Source organism: Kandleria sp. (assembly GCF_017934775.1).
Taxonomy (GTDB): domain Bacteria; phylum Bacillota_I; class Bacilli_A; order Erysipelotrichales; family Coprobacillaceae; genus Kandleria; species Kandleria vitulina.
The window spans coordinates 1-4,214 of sequence record NZ_JAGBIX010000034.1; the positions used below are offsets into that span (position 1 = coordinate 1).

The following is a 4,214-nucleotide window of genomic DNA, read 5'->3' on the forward strand; positions in this document are numbered from 1 at the left end:
TATAACCTTTATTATACATACGACTGATTTACAATTATATTATAATATCATCAGATACAAAAGTCAAGAAACACCGTGTTTATCGCAAGAAATCCCCCACCTCTATAGGTGGGGGATTTCTTGCTCACGGCGTGTTAAAAAAAACAATTGAAAAGATGGTCTAGCGACCATCTTCATCTTCACATGATTTAATATGACCTACATATTTAGTAGCAGGACGGATAATACGTCCACCGTATAATTTATCTTCTAGGTTATGAGCAACCCATCCAACAGTTCTTCCGATTACAAATAGTAAAGTGTAAAGATCTTCAGGAATGCCTAATAGATCATAAACAAGACCACTATAGAAATCTACATTTGTACATACACGTTTACCTTTTCTCTTATAGATTTCTTCCTTGGCAATTTCCGCAAATCTCTGGTGGAATACGAATTCCTCATGTCTTTTCTTAGAATAGGATAATTCTTCACATTTAATAGATAAGATTTCACTACGTGGATCACTTAAAGTATAAACGGCATGTCCTATACCGTAAATAAGACCACTTTTATCATTGAAGTCTTTATCTAAGATACGACAAACAATTTCCTTGATCTTATCATCTGATGCATTAAGTCCAATTTCATCGATGACAGCCTTCATCTGCTGACGAACAGCAAGGTTTGCCCCACCATGACGAGGACCTTTTAATGAACCAATTGATCCAGCAATAGTTGAATAAAGGTCAGTTCCTGTAGAAGAGATCACAACATTAGTAAATGTGGAGTTGTTCCCTCCCCCATGATCAGCATGAAGCACTAAGGCTGTATCAAGCACTTCTGCTTCTTTTGGTGTAAAACGTCCATCTTTTCTTAATAGATGTAGAATCTGTTCAGCAATAGATAGACTTGGGTCAATATGGTGGATTACCAATGAATCATGATCATATGAGTGAATCTTTGTAGCATATGTATAACATACAATCACTGGAATCTTGGCAATAAGGTTAATTCCTTTTTCTAATGTATCTACAATATCTGTACTATCTGGGTTATATTTATCGTATCGATAAAGCATCAATACTTCCTGTTGAAGCTTATTCATTAAATTCTTTGAAGGGAAACTTAAAATACTTCCTTCAAGATAATGGTCAGGCAAATGATATCGGTGAGAAATAACCGCCTTGAATTCTTCAAGTTCCTGCTTAGTTGGAAGGTGTCCAAATAAAATAAGGAAACATGTTTCTTCAAAACAGAATCTTTTATCCTGACTGTGGGCAAGATAATCAGAGACTTCAATACCACGATAATAGAGACGCCCCATACATGGCTTAACATGACCTTCTTCGTCTTTTTCATATCCAACAACATCAGAAATTCTTGTTAATCCTACAAGTACCCCTGTACCATCATCGTTTCTTAAACCTTTTTTTACAGAGTATTTATTATAAAGTTCATTTGGGATTTGTTCATCCTCGAGCATTCTTTCAAAACTTCTTTTGATTATGTTGCTCATTCTACTACCCCCTTAATCATATTTTTATCCATTATAGCATTTCATTTAATAATTGTATACAATTATTTTACGAAATTACTCCTTATTTTATTTAAAATACAAAATATTAATACGTAATTTATGCTATATAGAATTTCAGATGAAATATTTTTTTGCCTGTTTTATAACATTTCTTAATCTCATCTTATTGATTATATTCGTAAAGAGTGCTGTCATAATAAATGACGATAATGCAAGTGGAATGACAAGTATGCTATGGAAATCAAATAAAGAATAAATAGATAAATATTTAGATAAGAAAGCCAAGGCGACTACAACACATACGCTACAGATTCCAAAGATTGCTTTTCGATATTTATTTAATGGAAGACATACCTTATAAAGCACAATAAAACTTACAAGAACTGTCATATAGTAGCTTAATGTATTAAATGTTCTCATATTTAATGAGAGATGACTTGTCATAAACAATGATAATAGAACATAAAAAATAATGGATAAGCCACATGGCAATGCTGTATTGAGCACATGACGCAAGAATCCCTTACTTTGCATATCGACATCTTTTTCTAGCGTGATAAAAAATGATGGATAGCCAATCGCAAAGCTGCTGATGATGGATAACTGGAACGGTGTAAAAGGATAGGCCTTGCCGATAAGAGAGAAGATCAGTGATAATCCCGTTGAATAAATTGTCTTTGTTAAATAGAGAGCACTGACTTTTTCAATATTGGCCACAATTGTGCGTCCTTCTTTAAAAATATCTTTCATTGAAGAAAACTGAGAATCCAATAAAACAATATGTGCAGAATGCTTAGCAGCATCTGCCCCATTAGCCATCGCAATACCGCAATCAGATTCCTTGATGGCCAATACATCATTGACACCATCTCCCACCATTGCGACGATATGTTCTTTCTTTTGAAGCGCCTGAATGATTAGTTCTTTTTGTTCTGGTTTAACACGTCCAAAGACCTGATAGTCATCAATGATCTTTGATAGAGATGCAATATCATCTGGTAATTTGGAAGCATCAATATAGCGGTCTCCCTTTTTTAATCCCGCCATCATGCATACACGCGATACAGTTATAGGATTATCTCCAGATAATACCTTAATGTCCACTCCTTCTTTTTCAAAGAAGGCAAATGTATCTTTGGCATCTTCCTTAATAATATCACTAATGACAATAAGAGCCATTGGCACAAAATCATCGTATGTTTCTTTATGACGATGAATCCTTGATGCCTCCCCTAACATGAGCACTCGATACCCAGCATAAGAATAATCTGCGACAAGCTTGAGAATAGTTGTGTCCGTCGTTAAATATTCAGGAGCACCTAGGACATAGGAACAGCCGTTATCGTACGTTACAGCCTGAAATTTACGGTCAGAGGAGAAAGGAATGAACTTAACGCTTTGCAGGTGATGTTCTTCATGAAAATACTGGCGCAAAGCGGCCTGAGTCATATTGCCTTCTTCTCTGTTATCCACAAAGGCGCTCATGACTTCATTGACCTTTTGATCATCATATCCAAGATCATAAAAGATAACGATATTATTGACACGAAGCTCACCGGTGGTGATTGTTCCGGTCTTATCTAAGCATAGCGTATCAACCCTAGATAATGCTTCAATGGATTCCATCTGTTGGACTAGTGCCTGCTTCTTAGCTAGGCGTCCAACCCCTAATACAAACGAGACTGACGTAAGCAAGACTAAACCTTCTGGAATCATTCCTACAACGCCTGCTACGGTCTTTACAATGGCATCTGAGATATCCGCATTGGCATTGTACTGCGCACGAAAGAGCATAAGTCCAACGGGCACGATGATAATGCTTAAGACCTTAATAACCTTCTCAATCGCATCCTTCATTTCTGAAGTCGCGTTGTTCTTCTTTTTGACTTTCATCAAAAGCTCGGATGAATAATTGTCGTCACCGACTTTTTCTGCTTTTACCATCCCGCTTCCACTTGTGACAAAGGTTCCCGCAAGAACATGGGTTCCCTTTACTTTTTTTACCGGCTTGCTTTCACCGGTAAGCAATGCTTCATTGACTTCAAAGTATCCATCTAAAACAACTGAATCACATGGAATCTGTGTTCCTACTTTTAAGGTATAGACATCATCTAAGACAAGCTTATCACTGTTGATGATTTCATCCTGCCCATTTCGTCTTACAAGAACACTTTGATCCATGACAATGGATAACTTATCAATTGTCTTTTTGACCTTCAATTCCTGAATAATACCAATAATTGTATTAAAGAAGACAACCCCAATAAAGGTAAGATTAATATAGCGACCAGAAAAGACAATCATCATCGCCAAGAAAAGATTAAGTCCATTAAAGTATGTAAAAACATGCTCAAAGACAATCTGCTTTTTTGTCTTTGAAATATCCTTAGCTGATGTATTGATCTGTCCTTTTTGTATACGTTCATTGACTTCATTATAATTTAATCCGTTCATATAGCATAACCTCTTAAATTCTATTATAATGTCCCTTCATGAATTAAGTATGACACAAAACAAAACAACTTCTAGAGATTTCTCTAGAAGTTAATCATCAAATGGCGCAGGTTGAGGGATTCGAACCCCCGCGGGACTTTCATCCCCTGTCGGTTTTCAAGACCGATCCCTTCAGCCGGACTTGGGTAAACCTGCGCGTAAGTAAATGGTGGTTCCGGCCGGAATCGAACCAGCGACACGA

General features: G+C 36.5%; 2 protein-coding genes and 1 tRNA gene. All 3 read right to left on the reverse strand.

Annotated elements, in window-relative coordinates; all coding sequences use genetic code 11:
* Positions 1-160: 160 nt before the first annotated feature.
* Positions 161-1,498: a citrate synthase gene (locus J6L95_RS04380; RefSeq protein ID WP_029072217.1), complete on the reverse strand. Its 1,338-nt coding sequence runs from the start codon at positions 1,496-1,498 to the stop codon at positions 161-163.
* A gap of 135 nt (positions 1,499-1,633) precedes the next feature.
* A complete protein-coding gene (locus J6L95_RS04385; protein ID WP_287458288.1) occupies positions 1,634-3,973 on the reverse strand; it encodes an HAD-IC family P-type ATPase in 2,340 nt (779 codons plus the stop codon).
* Between the two features lie 102 nt (positions 3,974-4,075).
* Positions 4,076-4,168: transfer RNA gene (locus tag J6L95_RS04390), tRNA-Ser, on the reverse strand.
* Positions 4,169-4,214: the final 46 nt, after the last annotated feature.